Origin of the sequence: Streptomyces sp. NPDC051315 (assembly GCF_044455165.1) — a bacterium.
Lineage (GTDB): Bacteria > Actinomycetota > Actinomycetes > Streptomycetales > Streptomycetaceae > Streptomyces.
Genome location: NZ_JBITEN010000001.1, coordinates 101,987 through 125,963, shown reverse-complemented (window position 1 = coordinate 125,963; position 23,977 = coordinate 101,987). Strand labels below are relative to the sequence as shown.

Sequence of the window (23,977 nt, the reverse complement as noted above, 5' to 3'; positions counted from 1 at the left end):
GGGTGCCCGGCTCTACGATCGTCGCCGTGGACACAGCCGACGACGATCTGCAGGCCGAGTTCTGCCGGGAGCTGGCGACCCTGCGGCTGCTGAGCGGACCCCGGCGAGCGGCACTCGAACAGGCGGTGCGGCGGCTGCGCGAGGGCGCGGCCATCGGCGAGGTGCTCGCCGCGCTCGACGTCACGCTCACCGCCCCGCTGGCGGTCCGCGGCCCCACGGCCGTCGGCGTCCCCGGCCCGCCCGTGCGCGGCAGCTACATCTGCCCGGTCGGTGCCTGCCGGCGCGTCGAGCGGCGCCGGCCCGGGCAGGGGCCACCGGAGTGCCTGGTCCACGAACGCGTCCTGAGCTTCGTGGCGGACGGCTGAGGGCGCGCGGGGTGACGGGACTCCTCGCCGAGCTCGGCCGCAGACTGGCCGAACGCTGGTTCACCCTGCTCGTCCTGCCGGGCCTGGCCTACCTGCTGGTCGCGGCGGCCGCCGTCCGCCTCGGGCACACCGGCTGGGGCGACTGGCACGCCCTGTGGGACGGCTTCACCGCGCTCACCGAGGGCGAGCCCGAGCGCCAGAGCGCCCTCGCCGTCCGTGCCGTGCTGTTCGTCCTCGCCGCCGTCCCCGTGTCGGCCGGGCTCGGCCTGCTCGCCCAGGCGCTCGCCACACCCGTCGAGCGTGCCCTGTGCGGCGACTGGCCGCGCCCGTTCACCGCCCTGGCCGCCCGCCTGACCACCCGCCGGGCCGCCGCCTGGCGGGAGGCCGACACGGCGTACCACGACAGCGTGGCCGCGCCGGCCCTCGGACTGCCCGACGCCGGGCGGGGACGGTCCGAGGCCGGGCAGGGGCGGCCCGACGCCGCGCAAGGGCAGGCCGACGCCGCCGCCCACGCGGCCCGCCGCAACGCCCTCTCGCTCATCCCTCCCGAGCGGCCCACCTGGCTCGGCGACCGACTCCGCGCCCCCGCCGTGCGCCTCGGCCGGGAGTACGGCATCGACCTGGCCACGGTGTGGCCCCGCCTCTGGCTGGTGCTGCCGACCCCCACCCGTGACATCCTCACCGCGGCCCGCGCCCGCCTCGACGCCGCGTTCGCGCTGGGCGGCTGGGCGGTCCTCTATCTCGCGCTCGCCGCACGGTGGTGGCCGGCCGCGGCGATCGCCCTCACCGCCGCGGCAGTGGCCCGCCGCAGGGCCTCCCTCGCCGCCGAGGCCTACGCGGAGCTGGTCGAGTCCGCCGTGGACCTGCATCTCGACCGCCTGCTGACCCGCCTGGCCGAGCCCCGCCCGGCCCCCCAACAGGGCAGGGCGCTGACGGAGCGCCTGCGCCGGGGGCTGTAGTCGCGCGGAGCCCGGCGAGACGTACGTCCCGACGAGTGGCCCTCGCCGCGCGTCCTTGCCTACAGCGCGGATCCCCGCTCGGAGACGGCGCCGCTGCCCAGCCGGCCGACCAGCTCCCGCACGACGGCCGCCCCGTCCAGCGTGAGCACCGACTCCGGATGGAACTGCACGCCCGCGAACCCGGGCCCGCGCACCGCGTGCACCTCCCCGTTCGCGGCCCGGCTCACCTCGACCCCGTGCGCCGCCAGCTCCGCCAGGGTGTCGTCGTCGCACCGCGCCACGAAGCTGTTGTAGAAGCCGACGGTCTCCGGCCGCCCGAACAGGTCGATCACCGTCTGCGCCCCCTGGTACGGCACCTCCTTCCGCACGATGTCCAGCCCCAGCTCCGCCGCGATCAGCTCGTGTCCGAGGCAGACGCCCAGCACCCCGTGCCGGTGCTCCCTGATCACCCGCGCGGTCAGGTCCCGCAGGAACGACATCTTCGGATCGCCCAGGTCGGACGGGTCACCGGGGCCGGGGCCCAGGACCACCGGACCCCCGTGCGCGAGCACCGCCTCCCGCAGCCCCGGCTCGTCGTACCGGCGGACCGACACCTCCAGCCCGCTCGACCGCAGCACATGCGCCAGCATCGCCGTGAAGGTGTCCTCGCCGTCGACCACGAGCGCGTGCCCGCTCAGCTCCTCGGACCGCTCCTGCATCCGCAGCCAGAACGGCGCCAGCGAGGCCCGCCGCCCGTCCAGCGCGGCCCGCACCCGGGGGTCGTCGGCCAGCCGGGGGCGGGTGCCCTCCTCCCGCGGCCTTCCCGGCCGCACCCCCAGCGCGGCCAGCACGCCCGCCGCCTTCGCGTGCGTCTCCGCGACCTCGCCGGCCGGGTCCGAGCCGCGCACCAGGGTGGCCCCCACCGGCACCCGCAGCCGCCCGGCCGCGTCGATGTCGGCGGTGCGGATGAGGATGGGGGAGTCGAGGGTCTGGGCGCCGCCCGAGTCCGTTCCGAGGAGCGCCAGCGCACCGGCGTAGTAGCCGCGCCCCCCGACCTCGTGCCGCTCGATCACCCGGCAGGCGTTCTGCACCGGCGAGCCGGTCACGGTCGCGGCGAACATGGTCTCCCGCAGGACCTCCCGCACGTCCAGCGAGGACTTCCCGCGCAGCTCGTACTCGGTGTGCGCGAGGTGGGCCATCTCCTTCAGCCGCGGTCCGATCACCACCCCGCCCATGTCGCCGACGGTGCACATCATCTTGAGTTCCTCGTCGACGACCATCGACAGCTCCTCGATCTCCTTGCCGTCGGCGAGGAAGTCCAGCAGGTGTCCGGGCGTCGGGCCCTCGGCCGGATAGCGGTAGGTCCCGCTGATCGGGTTCATCACGACGGTCCCGCCGGACATCCGCACATGCACCTCGGGGCTGGCGCCCACCAGCGTGCGGTCCCCGGTGTGCACGAGGAACGTCCAGTACGCGCCCCGCTCGCCCTCCAGCAGGCGCCGGAACAGGGCGAGAGCGTCCGCCCTGGAGAAGCCGGCGATCTCCCCCTCGTACGTCCGCCGGATGACGAAGTTGGCGCCCTCGCCCCGCCCGATCTCCTCCCGCAGCACACGGCCGACGATCCGCGCGTACTCCTCGTCACCGACGTCGAAGCCACCGCCCTCGACGCGCACCTCGTGTGCGGGGAGCTGCTCCAGCGCCTCGGCGAGCGGGATTCCGTACCGCTCCTCGGGAGTCAGGACGGTGAGCGGGGTGCCGTCGTCGCGGACGTCGAAGCCGCGCTCGCGGATCTGGCGGAAGGGGACCAGGGCGAGGCCCTCGTCGGGGAGGTCGGCGAGGCGGTCGCAGTCGGCGACCGGGCCGAGGAGCAGTTCGACGGTGTTCTCGTCATGGCCCGGCGTGCGGCGGCGCAGCAGGGCGAACGGGCGGGGATCGTGCAGAAGGTCGAGCAGGTGCATGGGTCCGTGTCCTTCTCGCTGGGAGGAGACGGCCCGGTCCGGAAAACACCGAAGGCCGCCCCTCGGGCGGCCTTCGCGAAGTCGTGCGTACGCGCTGTCAGTGGGCCGCCGGATGAGCGGTCCACCACCAGTTCTGGGTCGAAAGCGCGAACATGCGACGCACCCTACCCCATGCGTGCCGCCCTCCACAGGTGAGCGCGGGCCTGTCTCACCTGTCGAGCCGTAGGAAGATCACGCGACACGACCCCGTAATGTTGGGGGCGTGACCGTGAACGCTAAGACCAGCGCGAGCGCTGGCAACACCTGGCGAAACCTGCCCGCGGCGCAGCAGCCCGAGTACCCCGACGCCGAGGCTCTGCGCGCAGTGATCGCGGACCTCGAGTCGTATCCGCCGCTCGTCTTCGCGGGCGAGTGCGACCAGCTGCGCGCCCGGATGGCGGCCGTCGCCAAGGGAGAGGCGTTCCTCCTCCAGGGTGGCGACTGCGCGGAGGCCTTCGACGCGGTGTCCGCCGACCACATCCGCAACAAGCTCAAGACCCTGCTCCAGATGGGCGCCGTCCTGACGTACGCGGCGTCCGTGCCCGTGGTGAAGGTCGGCAGGATCGCCGGCCAGTACTCCAAGCCGCGCTCCAAGCCGACCGAGACCCGCGACGGCGTGACCCTGCCGACCTACCGGGGCGACTCCGTCAACGGCTTCGACTTCACCGAGGCCGCCCGCGTCCCGGATCCCGAGCGGCTGAAGCGGATGTACCACGCCTCCGCCTCCACGCTGAACCTGGTGCGCGCCTTCACCACCGGCGGCTACGCCGACCTGCGCCAGGTGCACGCCTGGAACCAGGACTTCGTGAAGTCGTCCCCCTCCGGCCAGCGCTACGAGCAGCTCGCCCGCGAGATCGACAACGCGCTGAACTTCATGCACGCCTGCGGGACGGACCCGGAGGAGTTCAAGACCGTCGAGTTCTACTCCTCGCACGAGGCTCTGCTGCTCGACTACGAGTCGGCGCTCACCCGCGTCGACTCCCGCACCGGGCAGCTGTACGACGTGTCGGCGCACATGGTGTGGATCGGTGAGCGCACCCGGCAGCTGGACCACGCGCACGTCGAGTTCGCCTCGAAGATCCGCAACCCGATCGGCATCAAGCTCGGCCCGACGACGACGGCCGAGGAGGCGCTGCAGTACATCGAGCGTCTCGACCCGGACCGCGAGCCGGGACGGCTGACCTTCATCGTCCGCATGGGCGCCGACAAGGTCCGCGACAAGCTGCCCGAGCTGGTCGAGAAGGTCACCGCCTCGGGCGCGACCGTGGCCTGGGTGACCGACCCGATGCACGGCAACACCTTCGAGGCGGCCTCCGGTCACAAGACTCGCCGTTTCGACGACGTGCTGGACGAGGTCAAGGGCTTCTTCGAGGTCCACAAGGCCCTCGGCACCCACCCGGGCGGCATCCACGTCGAGCTGACCGGTGACGACGTCACCGAGTGCGTGGGTGGCGGCGACGAGATCTTCGTCGACGACCTGCACCAGCGCTACGAGACGGCCTGCGACCCGCGGCTGAACCGCAGCCAGTCGCTCGACCTGGCCTTCCTGGTCGCGGAGATGTACCGGGACCAGTGAGGTGCCGGGGCCGGTGATGTACAGGGGCCGGTGACGGGGTCACCTGTTACAGGGGCGTGAAGTGGGGCGTGGATCACATGCGATCCGCGCCCCACTCCTCTTTTGCGGCCATGGAGCGCCGGGTAAGGTTAGGTTTGCCTTATCGATCTCGGCGGGAGGTGAACCGCGTGTACGTCTGCAGCTGCTTCGGTGTGACCGAAGCGCAGGTCCGACAGCACGCGGACAACGGAGCCTGTACACCCCGCCAGATCGCCTCCGCCTGCAAGGCCGGCACGGACTGCGGTTCCTGCGTCCGCCGGATCCAGGCGATCCTCGGCCGGGGCGCGTGTCCGCGCCGCGAGCTCGCCGACCAGGGCAAGCCGGTCGTCGCCGGGCTCGAGGAGTACGAGGACCTCGAGGAAGCGGCGTAGCTCAGCTCTCCGGCTGCTCGATCAGCTGTGCGAGGTAGAGCGCCTCGCCGAGCTTCTCCAGCAGTTCCAGCTGGGTGTCCAGGTAGTCGATGTGGTGCTCCTCGTCCTCGAGGATCGACTCGAAGATGTTCGCGGACGTGATGTCGCCCTTCTCGCGCATCACCTTGATCCCGCGCCGGAGGCGGTCGATGGCCTCGACCTCGATCTGCCGGTCCGCCTCGAACATCTCCTTGACCGTCTGGCCCACCCGCACATGGAACAGGCGCTGGTAGTTCGGCAGGCCCTCCAGGAACAGGATCCGGTCGGTGAGGATCTCGGCGTGCTTCATCTCGTCGAAGGACTCGTGCCGCGTGTACTTCGCGAGCTTCGTCCAGCCGAAGTTCTCCTGCATCTTGGCGTGGAGGAAGTACTGGTTGATGGCGGTGAGCTCGGCGGTGAGCTGCTCGTTGAGGAACTCGATGACCTCGGGGTCGCCCTGCATCGCAGAGGCTCCTTCCACGTGGGAAAAAAAGGAGGTTGCCGCCGCATGATTGCACCGGGTGTCGAAGATCGTCCAGTAAGTGCGTACTTAGTAAGTTAGACCAGGCTTAGTGGGAGTTGTCCGATTCTGGACATGCCTGGTCATCCGCATCGCCCCGGGTCTGTCAGGATGGAGTCATGGGTCATCCGGTGGAGCGAGAACCAGGAGAAGCAGCAGCGTCCGAGCTTCCGCCGGGGCAGCGACTGCAGCGGGGCTGGCCCGTCACACACTACGGTCCGGTACCCAAGTTCCGGGCCGAACGCTGGGAGTTCAGGGTATTCGGCGCCACCGCCGACGGCGAGAAGCACTGCTGGACCCACGAGGAATTCACCAGCCTTCCTCACACCACCGTCGTGGCCGATCTGCACTGCGTGACGAAGTTCAGCATGCTCGGCGCCGAGTGGGGCGGGATCCCGGCCCGCACCATCCTGGAGATCGCGCCGCCCGCGGACGATGTCACCCATGTGATGGTGTGGGCGGAGTACGGCTTCAGCTCCAACCTGCGTCTGTCGGACTTCGCCTCCGACCGCACCATCTTCGCCACCCACAAGGACGGCGAACTGCTCACGGCGGAACACGGCTTCCCCCTCCGCCTGGTCGTCCCCCACCTCTACGCCTGGAAGGGCCCGAAATGGGTCCGCGGCGTCGAGTACATGACGACGGACCGCCGCGGCTTCTGGGAGGAGCGCGGCTACCACAACATCGGCGACCCCTGGAAGGAACAGCGGTACTCCTACCAGGAGAAACCCGGCGAGGGCCCCGAGCTCTGACGCCGTGGGGCGGGGGCCCGGTCCCTCAGCCGTCCCGGAGTTTCTTCAGCCGCTCCACGTCCGCGGCGTGCCCCTCCTTGCCACCGGGCGTCTCGATCACCAGCGGGACGCCCGCGGTCGCCGGGTGGGTCATCAGGGCACGGAACGGGTCCTCGCCGATGTGGCCCGCGCCGATGTTCTCGTGCCGGTCCTTGTGGGCGCCGACCACGTCCTTGGAGTCATTGGCGTGGATCAGCTTCAGCCGGCCCTCGCCGACCGTGTCCACCAGCAGATCGAGGGTCTGGTGCATGCCGGCCGGTCCGGTCAGGTCGTGCCCGGCCGCGAAGATGTGACAGGTGTCGAGACACACCCCGAGCTTCGGATGGGCGTCCAGCGCTTCGAAGTACGGCCCGAAGTCCCAGGTCCGCGAGCAGAGCGAGGCGCCCTGGCCGGCGGTGGACTCCAGCAGCAGGAACGGATCGTCGTCGTGGGTCAGCTCGTCCAGCAGCGGCAGCAGGTGCTCGCGGACCTGCTTCAGCGCCACGGACCGCTCCCGCCCGCCCGTCGCGCTCCCGGTGTGCACCACCACGCCCAGCGCGCCGATCTCCCGCCCGCGGCGCAGCGAGTGCCGCAGCGACTCCACCGACCTCTCGACCGTGGCCTCGGTGTGCGAGCCGAAGTTGATCAGGTACGGCGCGTGCACGTACGCCGGGATCGACGCCTGCGCGCACGCCTGCCGGAACGCCTCGTCCTGCCGAGGGTTCCCGGCCGGGGTGGCCCAGCCGCGCGGGTTGGCGACGAAGACCTGGACCGTCTCGGCCTTGAGGTCGTGGGCGTACGACAGGCCCACCGAGTGCAGACCGCCGGCCACCGGGACATGGCCGCCGACGGGGTTGCGGGAGGGGAAGGGGTGCTGGGGACTCACCCGTTCAGGGTGTCATGCCGCGCCGAGCGGCCGGTCACCGGATGGTGATCGTGATCGTCGACCCCTTGGGCGCGGTCTCGCCGCCCTCCACGGACTGGCTCTTCACGGTGTCCCCGAACAGCCCCAGCAGGCCCCGGTCCTCCTTGACCGCGAAGCCGGAGCCCTGAAGCAGCTTCTTCGCGTCGTCGACGCTCGCGCCCACCACGTCCGGGACCTCGACCATCTCCGGACCCTTGGACAGCGTCAGCGTGACCGTGTCACCCTCGGCGGCCTGCTTCTCCGGGCCCGGCGACTGGGCGGCGACCTGGCCCTTGTCGTGCTCGGAGTTGATCCTCTCGGCGGAGACCTTCACCTTGAGGCCGGCCTCCTCCAGCTCGGCCCTGGCGTCGTCCAGGTCGTCGCCGGTGACGTCCGGGACGTCGACCGGGCTGCCCTTGCTGACGACGAGGGCGACCGCCGAGCCCGCACGCCGCTCGGTGCCCGCCTCGGGGTCGCTGCTGATCACGGCGCCCTTGGCGACGTCCTCGCTGAACGCCTCCCTGACCATGCCCGGCTCCAGACCGTCCTCCTTCAGCCGTGCCTTGGCCTTGGCCAGCCGGGTGCCCTTCAGGTACGGCACCTTCACCGTCTCGGGGCCGTCGGAGACGACGAGGGTCACGGCGTCGTTCTTGCGGATGCGGCTGCCCGGCTCAGGGTCGGTACTGATCACCGTGCCGCGCCTGACGGTGTCGCTGTACTCGTGCTTGACCGCGCCGACCTCGAGCCCGGCCGCCTCCAGCCGCTGCTCGGCCCGCGCCTGGGTCTGTGTCAGGACCGCCGGCACCTTGGTGAACTGGCCGGAGTTGATGTACCAGACGCCCGCGCCGACGCCGAGCACCAGCAGGACGGCGGTGACGATCGCGAGCAGCCCGCGCCGGGGCGGCCCGGAACGGCGCCGGGGAGGCAGGGGAGGCTCCGCCCCGAACCGGGACGTCCGGTTCATCGCGTCCTCGCCCGCGCGGTCCGCGTCCTCGTCGACCGGCAGCGGCCGGGGCACGGTCAGTGAGCGCGGGATCACGCTCGTCCGGTCCTCGGCGTTGTCGTGCTCGGCGGAGCGGGCCTGCGGCGGCAGCGCGTCCAGCTGCTCGGCGCCGAGCGCGGCGCGTGCCTCCCGCGCCCGCGCGAGCAGCGCCACGGCGTCGTACGGCCGGACGTCCGGGGTGCGGGCGGTGGCCGAGGCGACCAGGTCGTCCAGCTCGTACGGCAGGCCGGGCACGGCGGCCGAGGGCGGGGGCACGTCCTCGTGCAGGTGCTTGTACAGCACGATGGCGGGGGAGTCCCCGTCGTGCGGCTTGTCACCGGTGAGCATCTCGTAGAGCACGACCCCGCACGCGTACACGTCCACGCGCGCGTCCGCGGTGCCCTGCTCGATCTGCTCGGGCGCGAGGTACGCGACGGTGCCGAGGACGGCACCGGTGGTACTGGTGACGGTGTCCACGGACCGTACGAGCCCGAAGTCGGCGACCTTGACCCGCCCGTCGTCCCCTATCAACACGTTCTCGGGCTTCATGTCCCGGTGCACGAACCCGGCCCGGTGCGCGGCACCGAGCGCGGCGAGCACCGGTTCGAGGATGTCCAGCGCGGCCCGCGGCTGCAGCGCCCCGCGCTCCCGCAGCACGTCCCGCAGGGTGCAGCCGGCGACGTACTCCATGGCGAGGTAGACGTACGATCCGTCGGTCCCCTGGTCGAACACCTGGACGACATTCGGGTGCGCCAGGCGCGCGACGGACTTCGCCTCGCGGATGAAGCGGTCCACGAACGAGGCGTCCGTGGCGAGCGTCGGGTGCATCACCTTGAGCGCGAGGACCCGGTCGAGGCGGGTGTCCACGGCCCGGTAGACCGTGGCCATCCCGCCGACCGCGATCCGCGCGTCCACGCGATAACGCCCGTCGAGCACCTGCCCGACCAGAGGGTCCTGAAGGGTCGTGTCCACGCACGCGAGTGTACGAGCCCCCACGGACACTCCCCCCTCTTCCGCCCTGATCGGGGCATGACTGAAGCGGAGCTGTGACCGGCGCCGGACGGGGCGGCAACCGCCGACGGGGCGGCAGCGGCCGACGGCGCGACCGTGGCCGACGGGGCTCGGGCGCCCGGGCGACGGTCACCTCTTGTCCGACGGGAATCGGGTGGTGTGCGTGGGCGGGAGTCGGGGCGGGACCGGAGCCGCGGTCACGCTTGCGGGGTGCTCGGGCTCCGGCGCCGCACGGCGCGACCGCCGCCGACGGGGCTCGGGGCCCCGGGCGACGGTCACCTCTGGTTCGATGGGGAGCGGTGGTGCGTGGGCGGGAGTCGGGGCGGGACCGGAGCCGCGGTCAGAACGCAGGTCGCTCGGGGTCCAGCACGGCCAAGCCCTCCGCGGGAGACGACGCCTCGGCGAAGTGACGCCGCGGGATCCGCCCCGCCAGCCGGGCCAGCCTGCCCGCCTCCACCCCCGCCCGCATGGCCAGAGCCATCCGCTCGGGATCCTGCGCCCGCGTCACCGCCGACGCCAGCATCACCCCCGCGCACCCCAGCTCCATCGCCAGCGCCGCATCCGACGCCGTACCGGCCCCCGCGTCCAGGATCACCGGCACGCGCGCCTGCTCGACGATCAGCTGGAAGTTGTGCGGGTTGCGGATCCCGAGCCCCGACCCGATGGGCGATCCCAGCGGCATCACCGCCGCGCACCCCACGTCCTCCAGCTTCCGCGCCAGCACGGGATCGTCGTTGGTGTACGGCAGCACCGTGAACCCGTCGTCGACCAGCGTCTCGGCCGCGTCGAGCAGCTCGACCGGGTCCGGCAGCAGGGTCCGCTCGTCGGCGATGACCTCCAGCTTGATCAGGTCGGTCCCCAGCGCCTCCCGCGCGAGGCGCGCCGTCAGGACGGCCTCCCCGGCGGTGAAGCAGCCCGCCGTGTTCGGCAGCACCCGGATCCCGAGCCGCTCCAGCACCGACAGCACCGAGCCGTGCACCGAGGGGTCCACCCGCCGCATCGCGACGGTCGTCAGCTCGGTCCCGGAGGCGACCAGCGCCCGCTCCAGCACCTCCAGGCTGGGCGCACCGCCCGTACCCATGATCAGACGGGACGAGAAGGTCGTACCGCCGAGGACGAAGGGATCGTCGGCCATGGCTCAGCCTCCCTGGACGGCCGTGAGGACTTCCACACGGTCCCCTTCGGTGAGGGCCGTGGCGGACCATCGCGCGCGCGGGACGACGGTCTCGTTGAGCGCGGCGGCCACCCCGGAGGGCGCCGCGGTCAGGGACCGTACGACGGCGTCGAGGGCGGTGCCGGGAGCGACCTCCCGGGCTTCCCCGTTGACGGAGATGTTCATGCGCGCTGCTCCGAGAGTGCGGCGGCGCCGAAGCGCCGGGGTGTGAACGGACGGGCCTCGTCGGGGAGTTCACCGGTGGCCAGGACATGCGCCATCGCGTCACCGGTCACGGGCGTGAGCAGGACGCCGTTGCGGTAGTGCCCGGTCGCCAGCAGCAACCCGTCCAGCTCGGTCGGCCCGAGCAGCGGCGCGTTGTCCGGCGACCCCGGACGCAGTCCCGCGCGGGTCTCCGTCAGCGGCAGCTCGGTGATCCCGGGCACCAGCTCGTGCGCGTCCCGCAGCAGCTCGTACACGCCGCCCGCCGTCACCGTCGTGTCCCAGCCCAGCTCCTCGCTGGTCGCCCCGACGACCAGCTCGCCGTCCTCCCGCGGCACCAGGTACACCTGGCTGCCGCGCACCACGGCCCGCACCGTCCGGGTCAGGAACGGCGCGTACCGCTGGGGCACGGTCAGCCGCAGCACCTGCCCCTTCACCGGCCGCACCGGTGGCAGCACCTCGTCCGGCACCCCGGCGAGCCGCCCGCTGAGACTGCCGGCCGCGAGCACCACCTGCCCCGCGCCCAACGCCGCACCCGCGCGCGTGAGGACCCCGGCGGCCCGGCCGGCCACCACGGACAGCCGGTCGGCCCAGGTCCGGTGGAAGACCACGCCCGCCCGCTCGCACGCCGCCACCAGCGCCCCCGCCAGCCGCCGCGGATCGATCTGGTGGTCGCCGTCCACCCGCAGCCCACCGCGCACCCCCGGCGCGAGCATCGGCTCCAGGCGCCGGCACTCCCGCCCGGACAGCCACTCTGACTCCAGCCCCGACTGCCGTTGCAGGGCGTGCAGTTCGCGCAGATGGGCGCGGTCGTCGGCGTCCATCGCCACCGCGAGCGTGCCCGAGCGGCGGTAGCCGAGGTCGTGGCCGGTCAGTTCGGTGAGTTCGGCCGCGAAGTCCGGGTAGCGGCGGGCCGACGCGAGGTTCAGGCCGAGCAGTGTCTGCTCGCCGTAGTGCAGTTCGGTGACGGCGGCCAGCATCCCCGCCGCCACCTGCGCGGCCCCGCCGCCCGGTTCCGGGTCCACCACCGCCGTGGCGAACCCGCGCTGCGCGGCCCGCCACGCCGTGACGAGCCCGATGATGCCGCCCCCGACGACGAGGACGTCTGACGTACGTGAGGACATGGGCGTCCAGCCCCTCCCTTCGCCGGCATGACCCGGATCAGGTTCGTACGGTCGGAGGCCGCCAGCCTCCCTCTCAGCCCGGTGCGTCCGGGCTCCCGCGAGTGCTCTACGTTGGCCACCCTAGCCCGACCCCGCACGACTCAGTAAGGGAGCCTCCGCCTGTGCCCCGCCCGCCCGTCTCCCCTCACCACTCCCGAACGGGGGACCACGCCCCGTCCCACAGGTCCCTCGACGGTCTCGTCCTCGCCCCCGTCGCCGACCAGGCCCCCGGCCAGGTCGGCACCCGCACCCGTTTCGCGTACCACGAGCGGGACCATGTGATCTGGGCCGACTACGCGGGAGGGGACGTCGTGCGCGGGCATCTGGTGGGTACGCGGGAGGGGGACCGGCTCGACTTCCGGTACGTCCAGCTCAAGCACGACGGGACGACGTCCTCCGGGCACTGCGTCTCGACGGTCGTGGAGCTGCCCGACGGCCGGCTGCGCCTCGACGAGGCGTGGGAGTGGGAGTCGCAGCCGGGCAGCGGGACGAGCGTGGTGGAGCAGGTCGACGAGCGTGCCGGCGCGGGCGCGGGGGAGCGCGGCGCTGAGCATGCCGACGCGGGCGTTGTGGAGCAGGTCACGGAGCACGACGGATGACTGACGAATCGTCAGGTGTCTAAGGTGATCAGGTGAGCGAGCAGACGCAGGAAGAGAGCAGGCCGCCGGTGCGGCGCGTGGTCGTCGTCGGCGCGGGCATGGCGGGGGTGCAGACCGCGGTCGCCCTGCGCGAACAGGGCTTCACCGGCCCGGTGACCCTGATCGGCGCCGAACCCCACCAGCCCTACGACCGGCCCCCGCTGTCCAAGGCCGTCCTGCTCGGCAAGGCGGAGGGCTCCGCCTTCGACGTCGACTTCGAGAGCCTCGCCATCGGGCTCCGACTGGGCAGCGAGGCTTTCGGCGTACGCACCGCCGACCACGAACTGGACACCGAGACCGGCCCCGTCCCGTACGACGTCCTCGTCCTCGCCACCGGCGCCGAACCGATCCGGCTGCCCGGTGCCGAGGGCGTGCCCGGCGTCCACCTGCTGCGCACCCTCGACGACGCCGAACGGCTGCGGCCCGTGCTCGCCCGGCAGCGCGACATCGTGGTCGTCGGCGCCGGCTGGATCGGCGCCGAGTTCGCCACGGCCGCGCGCGAGGCGGGCTGCGCGGTCACCGTGGTCGAGGCCGCCGACCGGCCGCTGGCCGGCGCCCTGCCCGCCGAGGTCGCCGCCCCGATGGCCGCCTGGTACGCCGACAGCGGCACCGAACTGCGCACCCACGCGCGCGTGGAGCGCGTCGAGCCCGGCGCGGTCGTCCTCGACGACGGCTCGCGGCTGCCCGCCGACGCCGTCGTGGTCGGTATCGGGGCCCGCCCCGCCACGGCCTGGCTGGCCGGCTCCGGCATCGAACTCGGCCCGCAGGGCGAGGTCGTGGCCGACGTCCACCTCCGCACCTCCGCGCCGGACGTGTACGCGGTCGGCGACTGCGCCTCCTTCCCGTCGGGGAGGTACGGCGAGCGGCTCCTCGTCCACCACTGGGACAACGCCCTCCAGGGCCCGCGCACGGTCGCCGCGAACATCCTCGCCGAGGCCACCGGCGAGCCCCCGGCGGTCTACGACCCGGTCCCGTACTTCTGGTCGGAGCAGTTCGACCGCTTCGTCCAGTACGCCGGCCACCACACCGGTGCCGACGCCACCCTGTGGCGCGGCGACCCGTCCGGACCGGCCTGGACGGTGTGCTGGCTGCGTGAGGACCGGCTGGTCGCCCTCCTCGCGGTGGGCCGCCCGCGCGACCTCGCCCAGGGGCGCAGGCTGATCGAGGCCGGCACCCCGATGGACCCGCGGCTGCTCGTGGACCCGGCGAGACCGCTGAAGGCGGCGACGGCCTGATCCGAGGGGAGGCGCCGGGGCCCGCCTGGAGGGAAGACCGCGGTGACGGCCCGATCCGAACGCCTTGCCGATCGGGCCTGCCGGGGTGACCCGGCTTCCGACTGTCAGTGGCAGATGGCAGGCTTGTTCCCGTGACCGAGATTGACGCAAAGATCGATGCTCTCGTCCCCGCCTGGCTCACCCTGCCCGACATCGCCGAGAAGCTCGGCGTCGAGGTGACGCGCGTCCGGCAGCTGGTCAAGGAGGGCCAGCTCGTCGCCGTGCGCCGTGGCGAGAACCGCGCGCTGCACGTCCCCGCCGCCTTCATCGACGGGGACAAGGTCGTCAAGGGCCTGGCCGGCACCTTGACGCTGCTGCGGGACGACGGCTTCACGGTCGAAGAGATGATCGAGTGGCTCTTCACCCCCGACCCGAGCCTGCCCGGCACCCCGGCGCAGGCCCTGAGCGAGAATCGCGGCACGGAGGTGAAGCGCCGCGCCCAGGCGCTGGCCGTCTGACCCGCTGATCCGAACAACCGCCTGGTGTACGGCCGCGGCGGCGCGCGCCGCCGCGGCCGTACCCACCGCCCCCGGGGGACCCACGCATGCCCGACACCGCCCGCACCCGCCTCGCCGAGGCGCGCCTCTACCTCTGCACGGACGCCCGGAAGCGCCAGGGCGACCTCCCGGAGTTCCTGGACGCGGTCCTCGCGGGCGGCGTCGACATCGTCCAGCTGCGCGACAAGGGCATGGAGGCGGCCGAGGAGCTGGAACACCTGGAGGTGTTCGCCGACGCCTGCGCCCGCCACGGCAAGCTGCTCGCGGTCAACGACCGCGCGGACGTGGCCCACGCCGCCGGCTCCGACGTCCTCCACCTCGGCCAGGGCGACCTGCCGGTCCCCGCGGCCCGGGCCGTGCTCGGCGCCGACGTCCTCATAGGCCGTTCCACGCATGCCGAGGCGGAGGCCGAGGCCGCCGCCGTCCAGGAGGGCGTGGACTACTTCTGCACCGGTCCCTGCTGGCCGACCCCCACCAAACCCGGCCGCCACGCCCCCGGCCTCGACCTGGTCCGCTACACGGCGTCCCTCGGCACCGACCGTCCCTGGTTCGCCATCGGCGGCATCGACCTCACCCGCCTCGACGAGGTGCTGGAGGCGGGCGCCCGCCGGGTCGTGGTGGTCCGGGCGATCACGGAGGCGGACGACCCGGGTGCCGCGGCGGAGGAGTTCGCCAAGCGGCTGAGCCAGGCCTGATACGGGGCCCAGCCGGGTTCGACCGGGTCCGGAGCAGGGCCTGAGCCGGTCCTGAGCAGGGCCGGGGCCCGAGCCGGTCCGGGGCAGGGCGTGAGTGGGCTTCGATCCACGTTCGAGCCCGTATTCGAGCCGGGCCCGAGCCGGACTCGCGTCAGGCCTGAGTCCGGAGGTTCCCCGGACCCCGCATGGTGTCCAAGGGGTGGACAACAAATCGACAAATCGGGCAAATGCCCGAGATCCGGTTGGGTGACCGCCTCCCCCTGGCTAACCTGCGGGTATGGCCCTCGGAACCGCATCCACCAGGACCGACCGCGCCCGCACCGTGCGCGACATCCTGGCCACCGGCAAGACGACGTACTCGTTCGAGTTCTACGCGCCGAAGACCCCCAAGGGTGAGCGGAGCCTGTGGAACGCCCTCCGCCGGGTCGAGGCGGTGTCCCCGGACTTCGTCTCCGTGACCTACGGCGCGGGTGGTTCCACCCGGGCGACCACGGTCAAGGAGACGCAGCAGATCGTCGTCGACACCACCCTCACCCCGGTCGCGCACCTCACGGCCGTCGACCATTCCATCGCCGAACTGCGCAACATCATCGGTCAGTACGCCGACGCCGGGATCCGCAACATGCTCGCCGTGCGCGGCGACCCGCCCGGCGACCCCATGGGCCAGTGGGTGCCGCACCCCCGAGGCCTCACCTACGCCGCCGAGCTCGTCCGGCTCATCAAGGAGTCGGGCGACTTCTGCGTCGGCGTCGCCGCCTTCCCCGAGATGCACCCGCGCTCCGAGGACTGGGACACGGACGTGCGGCACTTCGTCGACAAGTGCCGGGCCGGCGCCGACTACGCCATCACACAGATGTTCTTCCAGCCCGAGTCCTACCTGCGTCTGCGTGACCGGGTGGCGGCGGCCGGCTGCGAGACCCCGGTCATCCCCGAGATCCTGCCGGTGACGAGCGTGAAGATGCTGGAGCGGCTGCCCAAGCTCAGCAACGCCCACTTCCCGGCCGCCCTGAAAGAGCGGATCCTCACAGCCAAAGATGATCCGGCCGCTGTACGCTCCATTGGCATCGACTTCGCCACGGAGTTCTGCGCACGGCTGCTGTCCGAGGGAGTGCCCGGACTGCACTTCATCACGCTGAACAACTCCACGGCGACGCTGGAAATCTACGAGAACCTGGGCCTGCACCACCCGCCGCAGGCCTAGACCGGTCGCACGTCCGTACGACACACTGCGGAGCGGCCACTGGGAGAGGGGCGTACATGGGCTGGACGGTCCTCTACATCGCGTTCGGCATTGTCGCGCTGTGGCTGCTCGGCGAGGTGCTGCTGCAGTACAAGGCGCGGCTGCGCTGGCGGCTGCTGGCGTTCGGGGGCTTCCTCGGTGTCGTGCTGGGCGTGCTGATCCCGTCCGTCATCGTCATCGGTCTCGGCGCGGCCGCCTTCGCGGTCGGCCAGACCTACGTGACGCTGTCGTTCCGCCGGGGCTTCGCGGAGGGCTGGGCCGTCAGCCGCCCCGGCACCGACGGCACCAAGCGCCGCCGCGGCAAGGGCGAGCGCAAGGACCCGACCCTGGAGGTCTCCGACCTGGAGGCGACCGAGGCCGGCTACGCGGCCGACGACCTCGCCCGCGACGGCGCGGCCCCGTTCGGTGTCGACAGCGTGTCGTACGGCCGGGACGGGGACGCCTACGACGACGACCGCGACGACGTCTTCACCCCCGCGGCCCGCACCACCGACCCCACGGCCGCCGAGACCACCGCCGTCTACGAGCCGCAGCCCATGCCCGACGACACCGGCTCCTACGGCATATACGGCGACTCCGCCTACGCGTCCGCCGACCAGCCCCAGGACCAGTACGCGGCGGCCGCCCAGGGCGCCGACCAGGCTTACGGCTACGACGGCTACGCGGGCTACGGCCAGCAGCAGTACGGCTACGACACCTCCGGCGAGCAGCAGTACGCCGCCTACTCCGACCCGTACATCGGCACCCAGACCTACGGCGGGGGCTCCTACGGCGCGGGCTACGGCCAGCAGCAGTACGGGCAGCAGGGCTACGGACAGGACCAGTACGGCACCGGCGGCTACGGGGAGACCCCGGCCGGCGGCGTCTGGGTCCCGCAGCAGCGCACCACCGACGACCCCTTCGGCGGCGAACTCCCGCCCGAGCAGCCGTACCCCTACCAGGGCGACGGGCAGCAGCAGGAGCAGGGGAACGGGTACGACGAGCAGCAGTACCGGTTCTGACCGCGCCGCAGGATCGGTTGTCCCTGCCCGCGGGATCGGTTCCCGGGCAGCCGCCCGTCGGTCACGCGGTGTGGCCGGGGCTCACTGCGAGCCCCGGAACCCGGGTCCCTCCACGATCAGCCCGGACACCAGCGCGCCCGACATGCCGGCGTGCGGGAGACCGCCGCCCGGATGTGCCCAGCCGCCCACGGTGAACAGGCCTTGCAGCCCTGTGGAGTTGGCGGGGTGCAGCAGCCGGCCGTCGCCCGCGGCCAGCGCCGGCGCCGGCACGGATCCGCCTGCCGCGCCGGTCTCCGCCGCGATGTCGGCGGGAGTGCGCACCTCGCGCCACAGGATCCGGTCCCGCAGGCCCGGGAGGGCCCGCTCGGCGGCCGTGACCAGGGCCTCCACAGCGCCGACGGAGAGGTCCGCCCCTGCGGGGACCACCGAGCTGACGACGACCGCCTCGCGGTCGGCGTCCGGCACCAGCGCCGGGTCGTCGGGCCGCAGGACGCTCACCGTCGGGCGCGACGGCACCCCCGGTGCCGTACCGAAGAGGCTCTCCAGCTCGCCGTCACGGTCGTCGGTGTGCACCACCGTCCGGTGCGCGGCGCCTTCCGGACGCCCGCCACGCAGGGCGAGCAGCACGGTCACCCGGCTGGGCAGGCCCTGCTGGGGCGCCACCTCGCCGTCCCCGCGCGGCGGAACACCCGCCGCGGCACCGCGCAGGGTGCCGGGGGCGACCACGACGTCCGCCTCGGCCACCTCCCCGTCGGACAGCTCCACGCCCGCCGCCCGGCCGTCCTTCTCCAGGACCCGGGTGACCTCGGCGCCGAAGAGGAACTCGACCCGGCGGGCCAGGCACCGCTCGTACAGCGCGCGGGCCAGCTCCCGCATCCCACCGCGCACGTACCACATGCCGAAGGCGTGCTCCATGTACGGCAGCACGGTCGCGCTCGCCGGGGCGACCCGGGGGTCGAGGCCGTACGCGAGCGCGTGGCTCTCCAGGAGCGCGGCGAGCCGGGCGTCGCGCAGCTCCCAGGCGCCGACCTCGGCGAGCGTGCGGGCCCGGCGGGTGCGCAGCAGACGCTTGTGCGGAACCGACGGGTAGGGCTCGCGCTCGGCCAGCACCGACCAGTTCGGCCACAGGGGCTCCTCCAGGAGCGGCCGGCGGGTGCGGTCCCAGGCCTCGCGGGCCCGTACCAGGACGTCGCCCCAGCGCTGTCCGGCGCCCGCTCCCAGCGCCTCGTCCAGGGCCGAGACGACTCCCGCGCGCGAGGCGTTCGGCAGGGAGACCTCGCTGCCGTCCGCGAAGACGTGCCGCGCGGACGGGTCGACCTGGACCAGCTCGACGCACGCCTCCAGCGGCTCCTTGCCGGTCTTGACGAACAGGTCGCGCCAGACCGCGGGCAGGCGCAGCAGACCGGGCCCGGTGTCGAAGGAGAAGCCGTCCCGCTCGAAGCGGCGCACCGCACCGCCGTACGTCTCCGTACGTTCGTACACCGCCACCCGGTGGCCCGCGACGGCCAGCCGGGCGGCGGCCGCCAGCGCGCCCATCCCGGCGCCGATCATCGCAATCCGTGCCATGCCTGCGACTTTAACGGCCGCCACCGACAGTGACGTCGTCAGCCCGGTGGACCAAACTCCCCGTCTCCCGGCCGAGGGGAGCAGCGAGGCGAGTACGGGCGCGGACGCGATCGTCCCCAGCGGCCGGCGCGGCGCGGTGGGCGCCCGTGCGCAGGGCTGAGTACGGGTACCTAGGCGGCGAGATGAGTACGCGCGCGGATGGGTGGCGACCTGCGCGGACGAGAGAGTGGAGGCACGGGAAGGGGCGCGGCTCCGGCACCGCCGACACGGGGCGGCGGAACGGCGCCGGCCCTCGCCCGCTCCTTCCGCCGGCCAGGTCGGCGGAAGCGAGGCACGGGGGGACCGGGGGAACGACCGACGGGGAGGGGAACGGGGAAACGGGGGAGCAGGAGGAAGCGCCGGTTCGTGGTGGCCCGCGGGGGACGCGGCCACGGCGGACCGGCGCTTTCGTGTCACCGGCGGTGACCGCTCACCCGCCCCTGCAACAGCCGGGACAGCGCCGCGTGGACGTCGTCCAGGGAGCGTTCCGGCTGGAACGCCTGCCAGTCCAGGGCGGCCACCAGCACCATGCCGACCAGCGCGGCCGCCGTCAGCTGCACGTCGATCTCGTCGCTGAACTCGCCGCTCTCGATGCCCTCCCGCAGCACGCCCTCGACGACGGCGACCGCCTCCTGCCGCACCACGAGGAGGGTGGACTGCCAGGCCCGGTTGGTGCGCCACAGCTCAGCCACGTACAGCTGAGTGAAGGCCGGGTAGCGGTCGATGAAGACGAGACCCGCGCGGATCATCGCGTCCAGGGCGTCGACCCGGCTGCCGCCCTCGCGCGCCGTGCGCTCGGCCGCCTCCCTCAGGGAGGCCGTCAGGAGGCCCACTCCGTGACGCAGCAGTTCCTCGAAGAGGACCGACTTGCTGGCGAAGTTGTAGTAGACCGTGCCCTTCGCGACGCCCGCCCGCTCGGCGATCTCGTCCACGGTGGTGGCGGAGAAACCCTGCTCGGCGATGAGGGTGACGGCCGCCTCGTAGAGCTTCTGCCGGGTGGCCTCGCGGCGGGTGCGGCCGCCCGGCGTGGTGGTGCTTTCCATGCCCTTGATTGTCACAGGAACCCGGCTCCCCGGAGGCCGTGACCGAGTGGTCACAGGGTCAGCTCCGGGTGCAGCCGGTCCAGGGTCCACACCTGGCGGCGGCGCGCGGCCAGGGCGGTCAGCGCCAGGGCGCCCGCCGTGAAGGCGGTCAGCACCCCGCAGGCGTGCCACACCGGTTCCAGACCGCCGCCCGTGATGAGGCGGCGCAGCGCGTCGACGACGTGACTCATCGGCAGGAAGGGGTGCAGTGCGTTGAAGAAGGCGGGGCTCGTCTGCACCGGGTAGGTGCCGCCCGCGGACGTCAGCTGGAGCATCAGCAGGGCGAGGACGAGGATCCGGCCCGCCGCGCCGAAGCGCGCGTTGAGCCACTGCACCACGGCCGCGAAGCAGGCCGTCACCAGGAACAGGAAGCCCACCGTCCCGGCCGCCCGCGCCATCTCCAGGCCGACCGCCCAGTGCAGCACCGCCATCAGGGCCGTCGTCTGCAGCACCCCGATCGCCACCACCGGCAGCCATCCGGCCAGCGCGATCCGCCACGCGGAGGCGCCCGCGGCGAGCGCGCGCCGGTTCATCGGCGGGATCAGCATGTAGGCCACCATCGCGCCCACCCACAGCGACAGCGGGATGAAGTAGGGGGCGAACCCGGTGCCGTAGTTGGGCGCCTTGTGCAGGTCCTGGGTGGCGAGCCGCACCGGGTCGGCCATGACGGCGGTGCGCGCGTCGCGGTCCCGCTCGTCGTAGTCGGGGATCTGCCCGGCGCCGTCGCGCAGACCGCCGGCGAGCTTCACGGAGCCGTCGACCAGCTTGTAGATGCCGCCGTTGAGGTCGTCGGCGCCGGTCTTGAGCTTGCCGACGCCCTCGTCGAGGTTCTCGGCGCCGGTCTTGGCGGTGCCGAGGCCGGTGTGGAGTTTCTTGGCGCCCGCGGCGACCTTGGCCGCGCCCTTGTTCAGCGCGTTGATCCTGGACACGGCGTCGTTGAGGTCCTCGGAGAGGTGCGGGGCCCGGTCGGCGAGCGCCTGGGCCTGCTTCTGCAGCGTGCCCAGGTGGGTGCGGAGCGTCGTCAGGTCGCCGTCCTGGTCGGCGACGATCGTGTTGACGTCGTCGGCGATCGTCGCCACGTCGGCGGCCGCGTCCCTGGCCTTCTTGAGGTCGGCGCAGGCGGCGTCGGGCAGCACCGGGGTCTCGCAGCGCGCCGTGTAGACGCCGGCCAGCGTGTCGGAGGCCGTGTGGGCGCCCTCGGCGGCGACCGGCGCGGTCTTCACCAGGGTGGCGAGGTGACCGCGGATCACCTTGGCGGAGTCGGCGACCAGTTGGGCCGTGTCCCCGATGGTCTTCTCGTTGTCCTTCAGGAAGGGCCCCACCTTGTCGGAGACGCCGTTGACCTTGTCGGCGAGGGCCTGGGTGCCGTCCGCGACCTTCTGCGAGCCGGTCTCCAGGCCGCCGGCGCCCTTGTTGAGCTTCTCCAGGCCCTTGGACAGCTTGCCGCTGCCCGTACTGGCGTCCTTCAGGCCGTCGGCGAGGTCCTGGGAGCCCTTCTCGGCCTTCCCGATGCCGCCCTTGAGCTCGTCGGCCCCGTCGGCGGCCTTCACCGTCTTGCCGTGGATGTCGGAGAAGGAGATGAAGATCCGGTCCAGGAAGGAGCGCGACGCCTTCGTCGACGCGGCCGTGCGCACCTCGCTGAAGACGGTCCGCGAGATCTGCCCGACGATGTAGTTGTTCGCGTCGTTCGTGCGGACCTGGAGGGCGCTCGTCTCGGGGAAGTCGCCCGAGCTGGAGGCGATCCGCCTGCTGAAGTCGGCGGGCATGGTCAGCGACAGGTAGTACGTCCCGTCCTCCACGCCCGCGCGTGCCTGCGCGGCGCTCACCTCGTGCCAGTCGAAGACCTCGCTGTCGCGCAGCCCTGCGGTGATGTCGTCCCCGGCGGTGATCCTCCCGCCGTCCGCGGTCGCGCCCTTGTCGTCGTTCACCAGCGCCACGGGGATGCGGTCGAGACGGCCGTACGGGTCCCAGAAGGACCACAGGTACAGCGCGCCGTAGAGCAGGGGCAGCAGCAGGAGGGCCACCAGGGCGGCCCGGGGGAGCTTCCCCCGGCCGAAGCGGCGCAGCTCAAGCGCGGCCAGTCTCGGGGAGCGCATCCGCCGTGTCCTCCTTGTCGATCTTCTCGTCCGTGGTCTCGTTCGTCGTCTCGTCCGTGGTCTCGTCGGCGCTCTCCGCCGGCTGCGGGGCGTCCGGCCCCTGCGGCGGTTCCGCGTCGGCGGCGTGGGTGGAGACCGTGACGGCGCCCTCGGGGGCCTCGCCGCACACCGCGACGACCGTGGTCCCGGTCTCGGTGAGGGAAGCGAACAGGGCCAGGACCTCGGCGCGTTCGGTCTCGGACAGCTTCAGATCGGCGTCGTCGACGCCGAGCAGCCGCGGCCGGCCCACGAGGGCCAGCGCCACGGACAGCCGCAGCGCCTCGATCCGCTCCAGATCGCGTACGGCGGTCCGCGCGCCCTTGGGCAGGGCCTCCGGGTCGAGCCCCGCAGCGGCCAGCGCGGCCTCGACGCGCGGCTTGGTCCCGCCGGCCTTCTCCGCGCGCGGGCTCAGCAGCTCCCGTACGGAGCCGCCGTACCGCCGCTCCAGCAGCGCCCGCTCGCGCAGGTGCTCGTCGACGGTCAGGGCCGGGTCGAGGTCGGTGACTCCGGCCACGTGGGCCAGGGCGCTGATCCGGCGGACCCCCGCCATCCGCTTCGGCAGCCGGGCGCCGCCCACGGTCGCCGTGCCCTCCGTGGCCTTCATCCGTCCGGTGAGCGCGAGCAGCAGGCTCGTCCGGCCGGATCCGGACGGCCCTCCGATCACGATCAGCGAGCCCGGCTCCGCGTCGAGCGTGACGCCCCGGAACGCCCACCCGCGGGGGCCACGGAGCCCGAATCCCTCGGCTGTGACACCGACTCCCTCCACAGTTCCCCCTGTGGGCCGCGATTTGAACTGACTGGTCAGTGCAAAAAGTAGCCCGAACCTTCCATCGAAGCAAAAGCCCAGGTCAGAACGGATTGTCAGTGGCATACCCGACGATGGGCACATACGGCATCCCGCGAAGGGCGTGCCGTCACCCAGACGACAGGAGGTTCGTCATGGCCAGCTTCCACGCAGCAGCCGCCCGTCGGCGCCGCGCCTCCGGCCCTGCCCCCTCACTGACCGGTCCGGCCAGCGACGTGCACCCCGTGCTGCGCCGGACCACCGCCCCGCCCGCCGCCCTGGACCTGCTCGCCCAGGCCCGCGCCGGACTCGACGAGGCGACCGTCCTCGACACCCCCAACGAGCGGTACGCCACCGCCCACCTCGCCGCCCTGCGCACCGCCGCCGCCGTGCTCGCCGCGCGCGGACGGCCCGAACCCACGCCCCGGCGCCGGGCCCGGATCAGGAGCGCCTGGGAAGTGCTCCCCGAAATCGCCCCCGAGCTCACCGAGTGGAGCGCGCTGTTCGCCTCCGGGGCCCGGCGCCGCGCCCGGGCCGAGGCCGGCATCCAGGGCGCGGCCAGCCGCCGGGACGCCGACGACCTGATACGCGACGTGGCGATGTTCATCCGTCTCGTGGAGCGCATGCTGGTCCTCCAGCCGGTCCTGCCCCAGCCCCGCCCCCAGGAGGACGAGGCCGCGGCCCCGCCGACCGGGGAGCGGAACATGCCGGACGCGGGGTGAGCGGCGACCCCGCGACGCCGCGACCGGGGGACGCGGTCGCGGTACGGAGGTGCGGGCGACCGACGTGCGACGTGCGGGGATGTGGCTCGGCGGCGCGGGCCGGCCTGCGGGATGCGGTTCGGTGGCGTGAGTGACCGCCTGCGGGGATGCGGTTCCACGGCGCCGGCCGGCCCGCAGGGATGCGGTTCGGCGGCGCGGGTGACCGGCTTGCGGGGAGTGGTCCGGCGGTCCGAGCGGACGTCCCGGGTGAGCCTGGTCGCGCCAGGGTCCGCCGG

24 protein-coding genes, 1 pseudogene and 1 riboswitch are annotated in these 23,977 nt (G+C 73.0%); of the genes and pseudogenes, 13 read left to right on the top strand and 12 right to left on the bottom strand.

From position 1 onward, the window contains the following. Nucleotides 1–26 precede the first annotated feature (26 nt). Both ACIBBD_RS00575 and ACIBBD_RS00570 read left to right on the top strand, forming a co-directional pair. The gene (locus ACIBBD_RS00575) at nt 27–365 is read left to right on the top strand and encodes a hypothetical protein (RefSeq protein WP_399417039.1); all 339 of its coding nucleotides are present in this window, start codon (nt 27–29) and stop codon (nt 363–365) included. A gap of 11 nt (nt 366–376) precedes the next feature. Further along, nucleotides 377–1,324, top strand: a complete 948-nt coding sequence (locus ACIBBD_RS00570; RefSeq protein WP_399417037.1) for a hypothetical protein — start codon at nt 377–379, stop codon at nt 1,322–1,324. Nucleotides 1,325–1,383: 59 nt separating this feature from the next. Here the strand turns inward: ACIBBD_RS00570 and ACIBBD_RS00565 are convergent, their stop codons facing one another. Together ACIBBD_RS00565 and ACIBBD_RS00560 are read right to left on the bottom strand one after the other, a co-directional pair. Next, entirely contained in the window at nt 1,384–3,261 is a 1,878-nt protein-coding gene (locus ACIBBD_RS00565) for an anthranilate synthase family protein (RefSeq protein ID WP_399417036.1), read from the bottom strand. 97 nt (nt 3,262–3,358) lie between these two features. Further along, a complete protein-coding gene (locus ACIBBD_RS00560; RefSeq protein ID WP_078912442.1) occupies nt 3,359–3,415 on the bottom strand; it encodes a trp operon leader peptide in 57 nt (18 codons plus the stop codon). Between the two features lie 108 nt (nt 3,416–3,523). Between ACIBBD_RS00560 and ACIBBD_RS00555 the strand changes: the two genes are divergently transcribed. Continuing rightward, entirely contained in the window at nt 3,524–4,876 is a 1,353-nt protein-coding gene (locus ACIBBD_RS00555; RefSeq protein ID WP_399417035.1) for a class II 3-deoxy-7-phosphoheptulonate synthase, read from the top strand. Nucleotides 4,877–5,034: 158 nt separating this feature from the next. Next, nucleotides 5,035–5,286 (top strand): bacterioferritin-associated ferredoxin, encoded by a 252-nt coding sequence (locus tag ACIBBD_RS00550; RefSeq protein ID WP_399417034.1) that lies wholly within the window; start codon nt 5,035–5,037, stop codon nt 5,284–5,286. Nucleotide 5,287: 1 nt separating this feature from the next. On the opposite strand, the gene bfr is transcribed toward ACIBBD_RS00550, so the two are convergent. Further along, nucleotides 5,288–5,767: a bacterioferritin gene (bfr, locus tag ACIBBD_RS00545; protein WP_399417033.1), complete on the bottom strand. Its 480-nt coding sequence runs from the start codon at nt 5,765–5,767 to the stop codon at nt 5,288–5,290. 176 nt (nt 5,768–5,943) lie between these two features. Between bfr and ACIBBD_RS00540 the strand changes: the two genes are divergently transcribed. Beyond that, nucleotides 5,944–6,576 (top strand): sulfite oxidase-like oxidoreductase, encoded by a 633-nt coding sequence (locus ACIBBD_RS00540; protein WP_399417032.1) that lies wholly within the window; start codon nt 5,944–5,946, stop codon nt 6,574–6,576. Between the two features lie 25 nt (nt 6,577–6,601). On the opposite strand, the gene ACIBBD_RS00535 is transcribed toward ACIBBD_RS00540, so the two are convergent. From ACIBBD_RS00535 to thiO, 5 genes are all read right to left on the bottom strand, one after another. After that, nucleotides 6,602–7,480: a deoxyribonuclease IV gene (locus ACIBBD_RS00535; RefSeq protein ID WP_399417031.1), complete on the bottom strand. Its 879-nt coding sequence runs from the start codon at nt 7,478–7,480 to the stop codon at nt 6,602–6,604. A gap of 34 nt (nt 7,481–7,514) precedes the next feature. Continuing rightward, nucleotides 7,515–9,452 (bottom strand): Stk1 family PASTA domain-containing Ser/Thr kinase, encoded by a 1,938-nt coding sequence (gene pknB, locus ACIBBD_RS00530; protein WP_399417030.1) that lies wholly within the window; start codon nt 9,450–9,452, stop codon nt 7,515–7,517. 379 nt (nt 9,453–9,831) lie between these two features. Beyond that, complete coding sequence (locus ACIBBD_RS00525) at nt 9,832–10,626, bottom strand: thiazole synthase (RefSeq protein ID WP_399417029.1); 795 nt, start codon at nt 10,624–10,626, stop codon at nt 9,832–9,834. A gap of 3 nt (nt 10,627–10,629) precedes the next feature. Beyond that, nucleotides 10,630–10,830, bottom strand: coding sequence for a sulfur carrier protein ThiS (gene thiS, locus ACIBBD_RS00520; RefSeq protein WP_399417028.1), 201 nt, complete (start codon nt 10,828–10,830; stop codon nt 10,630–10,632). After that, nucleotides 10,827–11,990: a glycine oxidase ThiO gene (thiO, locus tag ACIBBD_RS00515; protein ID WP_399417027.1), complete on the bottom strand. Its 1,164-nt coding sequence runs from the start codon at nt 11,988–11,990 to the stop codon at nt 10,827–10,829. Before thiO ends, thiS begins: the two co-directional genes overlap by 4 nt. Further along, a riboswitch (TPP riboswitch) is annotated at nt 11,988–12,099 on the bottom strand. (Overlaps the previous gene by 3 nt.) A gap of 52 nt (nt 12,100–12,151) precedes the next feature. Here thiO and ACIBBD_RS00510 point away from each other — a divergent pair. The 6 genes and pseudogenes from ACIBBD_RS00510 to ACIBBD_RS00485 form a co-directional block, all read left to right on the top strand. Further along, nucleotides 12,152–12,544: pseudogene (locus tag ACIBBD_RS00510) on the top strand (hypothetical protein); the annotation flags it as partial. 116 nt (nt 12,545–12,660) lie between these two features. Further along, the gene (locus tag ACIBBD_RS00505) at nt 12,661–13,902 is read left to right on the top strand and encodes an NAD(P)/FAD-dependent oxidoreductase (protein ID WP_399417026.1); all 1,242 of its coding nucleotides are present in this window, start codon (nt 12,661–12,663) and stop codon (nt 13,900–13,902) included. A 131-nt stretch (nt 13,903–14,033) separates the two neighbouring features. Then, nucleotides 14,034–14,399, top strand: a complete 366-nt coding sequence (locus ACIBBD_RS00500; RefSeq protein ID WP_399417025.1) for an Rv2175c family DNA-binding protein — start codon at nt 14,034–14,036, stop codon at nt 14,397–14,399. A gap of 86 nt (nt 14,400–14,485) precedes the next feature. Next, entirely contained in the window at nt 14,486–15,133 is a 648-nt protein-coding gene (gene thiE, locus ACIBBD_RS00495; RefSeq protein ID WP_399417024.1) for a thiamine phosphate synthase, read from the top strand. 277 nt (nt 15,134–15,410) lie between these two features. Then, nucleotides 15,411–16,334, top strand: a complete 924-nt coding sequence (metF, locus tag ACIBBD_RS00490; RefSeq protein ID WP_399417023.1) for a methylenetetrahydrofolate reductase [NAD(P)H] — start codon at nt 15,411–15,413, stop codon at nt 16,332–16,334. Between the two features lie 56 nt (nt 16,335–16,390). After that, a complete protein-coding gene (locus tag ACIBBD_RS00485) occupies nt 16,391–17,374 on the top strand; it encodes a hypothetical protein (RefSeq protein ID WP_399417022.1) in 984 nt (327 codons plus the stop codon). A gap of 81 nt (nt 17,375–17,455) precedes the next feature. Here ACIBBD_RS00485 and ACIBBD_RS00480 read toward each other — a convergent pair whose 3' ends face one another. Next, entirely contained in the window at nt 17,456–18,940 is a 1,485-nt protein-coding gene (locus ACIBBD_RS00480; RefSeq protein WP_399417021.1) for a phytoene desaturase family protein, read from the bottom strand. Here ACIBBD_RS00480 and ACIBBD_RS00475 point away from each other — a divergent pair. After that, nucleotides 18,939–19,100 (top strand): hypothetical protein, encoded by a 162-nt coding sequence (locus ACIBBD_RS00475; RefSeq protein WP_399417020.1) that lies wholly within the window; start codon nt 18,939–18,941, stop codon nt 19,098–19,100. The genes ACIBBD_RS00480 and ACIBBD_RS00475 overlap by 2 nt on opposite strands. 292 nt (nt 19,101–19,392) lie before the next feature. On the opposite strand, the gene ACIBBD_RS00470 is transcribed toward ACIBBD_RS00475, so the two are convergent. Genes ACIBBD_RS00470 through ACIBBD_RS00460 form a run of 3 tightly spaced genes read right to left on the bottom strand, consistent with a single transcriptional unit; the run spans nt 19,393 to nt 22,962 of the window. Then, nucleotides 19,393–20,022, bottom strand: coding sequence for a TetR/AcrR family transcriptional regulator (locus ACIBBD_RS00470; RefSeq protein WP_399417019.1), 630 nt, complete (start codon nt 20,020–20,022; stop codon nt 19,393–19,395). Between the two features lie 50 nt (nt 20,023–20,072). Continuing rightward, the gene (locus ACIBBD_RS00465; RefSeq protein WP_399417018.1) at nt 20,073–22,157 is read right to left on the bottom strand and encodes a YhgE/Pip family protein; all 2,085 of its coding nucleotides are present in this window, start codon (nt 22,155–22,157) and stop codon (nt 20,073–20,075) included. After that, entirely contained in the window at nt 22,129–22,962 is an 834-nt protein-coding gene (locus tag ACIBBD_RS00460) for an ATP-binding cassette domain-containing protein (protein ID WP_399417017.1), read from the bottom strand. The genes ACIBBD_RS00465 and ACIBBD_RS00460 overlap by 29 nt, the downstream gene beginning before the upstream one ends. A gap of 173 nt (nt 22,963–23,135) precedes the next feature. Between ACIBBD_RS00460 and ACIBBD_RS00455 the strand changes: the two genes are divergently transcribed. After that, nucleotides 23,136–23,702 carry an SAV_6107 family HEPN domain-containing protein gene (locus tag ACIBBD_RS00455; protein WP_399417016.1) on the top strand — a complete coding sequence of 189 codons (567 nt, stop codon included), beginning with the start codon at nt 23,136–23,138 and terminating at the stop codon, nt 23,700–23,702. Nucleotides 23,703–23,977: the final 275 nt, after the last annotated feature.

What these genes read in the sequence shown, in the direction of transcription:
- ACIBBD_RS00565 (WP_399417036.1), bottom strand. Translation starts at nt 3,261, where the DNA reads ATGCACCTGCTCGACCTTCTGCACGATCCCCGCCCGTTCGCCCTGCTG.
- thiE (WP_399417024.1), top strand. Translation starts at nt 14,486, where the DNA reads ATGCCCGACACCGCCCGCACCCGCCTCGCCGAGGCGCGCCTCTACCTC.
- ACIBBD_RS00455 (WP_399417016.1), top strand. Translation starts at nt 23,136, where the DNA reads ATGGCCAGCTTCCACGCAGCAGCCGCCCGTCGGCGCCGCGCCTCCGGC.
- ACIBBD_RS00525 (WP_399417029.1), bottom strand. Translation starts at nt 10,626, where the DNA reads ATGGCCGACGATCCCTTCGTCCTCGGCGGTACGACCTTCTCGTCCCGT.
- ACIBBD_RS00475 (WP_399417020.1), top strand. Translation starts at nt 18,939, where the DNA reads ATGCCTGCGACTTTAACGGCCGCCACCGACAGTGACGTCGTCAGCCCG.
- metF (WP_399417023.1), top strand. Translation starts at nt 15,411, where the DNA reads ATGGCCCTCGGAACCGCATCCACCAGGACCGACCGCGCCCGCACCGTG.
- ACIBBD_RS00480 (WP_399417021.1), bottom strand. Translation starts at nt 18,940, where the DNA reads ATGGCACGGATTGCGATGATCGGCGCCGGGATGGGCGCGCTGGCGGCC.
- ACIBBD_RS00540 (WP_399417032.1), top strand. Translation starts at nt 5,944, where the DNA reads ATGGGTCATCCGGTGGAGCGAGAACCAGGAGAAGCAGCAGCGTCCGAG.
- bfr (WP_399417033.1), bottom strand. Translation starts at nt 5,767, where the DNA reads ATGCAGGGCGACCCCGAGGTCATCGAGTTCCTCAACGAGCAGCTCACC.
- ACIBBD_RS00470 (WP_399417019.1), bottom strand. Translation starts at nt 20,022, where the DNA reads ATGGAAAGCACCACCACGCCGGGCGGCCGCACCCGCCGCGAGGCCACC.
- ACIBBD_RS00485 (WP_399417022.1), top strand. Translation starts at nt 16,391, where the DNA reads ATGGGCTGGACGGTCCTCTACATCGCGTTCGGCATTGTCGCGCTGTGG.
- thiS (WP_399417028.1), bottom strand. Translation starts at nt 10,830, where the DNA reads ATGAACATCTCCGTCAACGGGGAAGCCCGGGAGGTCGCTCCCGGCACC.
- thiO (WP_399417027.1), bottom strand. Translation starts at nt 11,990, where the DNA reads ATGTCCTCACGTACGTCAGACGTCCTCGTCGTCGGGGGCGGCATCATC.
- ACIBBD_RS00465 (WP_399417018.1), bottom strand. Translation starts at nt 22,157, where the DNA reads ATGCGCTCCCCGAGACTGGCCGCGCTTGAGCTGCGCCGCTTCGGCCGG.